This is a genomic window from Brevibacterium sp. HMSC063G07, from assembly GCF_001810665.1.
Lineage (GTDB): Bacteria > Actinomycetota > Actinomycetes > Actinomycetales > Brevibacteriaceae > Brevibacterium.
In genome coordinates, this window is sequence record NZ_KV802372.1 from 1 (window position 1) to 315 (window position 315).

Annotated in this window: 1 protein-coding gene; it reads right to left on the bottom strand. The window is 69.2% G+C overall.

What is annotated here, in order from left to right:
- A partial coding sequence (gene vgrG, locus HMPREF2757_RS11320; RefSeq protein WP_141750274.1) for a type VI secretion system tip protein VgrG occupies positions 1 to 315 on the bottom strand: 315 nt, incomplete at both ends.

A 315-nucleotide genomic window follows, 5' to 3' on the forward strand; every position in this document is an offset into this window, starting at 1 on the left:
GATGAAGTCGACGATCACCTCCTGCCCGATGCGCGGCGTGAACACGCCCCCGAACCTCTCGCCCGCCCAGATGTGCGACACACGCACGAAGCGCGAGCTGTTCTCGTTGCGCTGGCCGTAGCGGTCCCAGTGGAACTGCACCTTCACCCGCCCGTACTGGTCGGTCCAGATCTCCTCGCCCTCGGGACCGACGACCGTGGCCGTCTGCGGACCGCTGGTGCGCGGCACGGGCGTCTGCCTCGGCGACCTGAACGCCAGCGCTGTCGGCTGCACCACGAAGTTGAAGTCGTAGGTGCCGGGCTCGGCGCCCGTGGC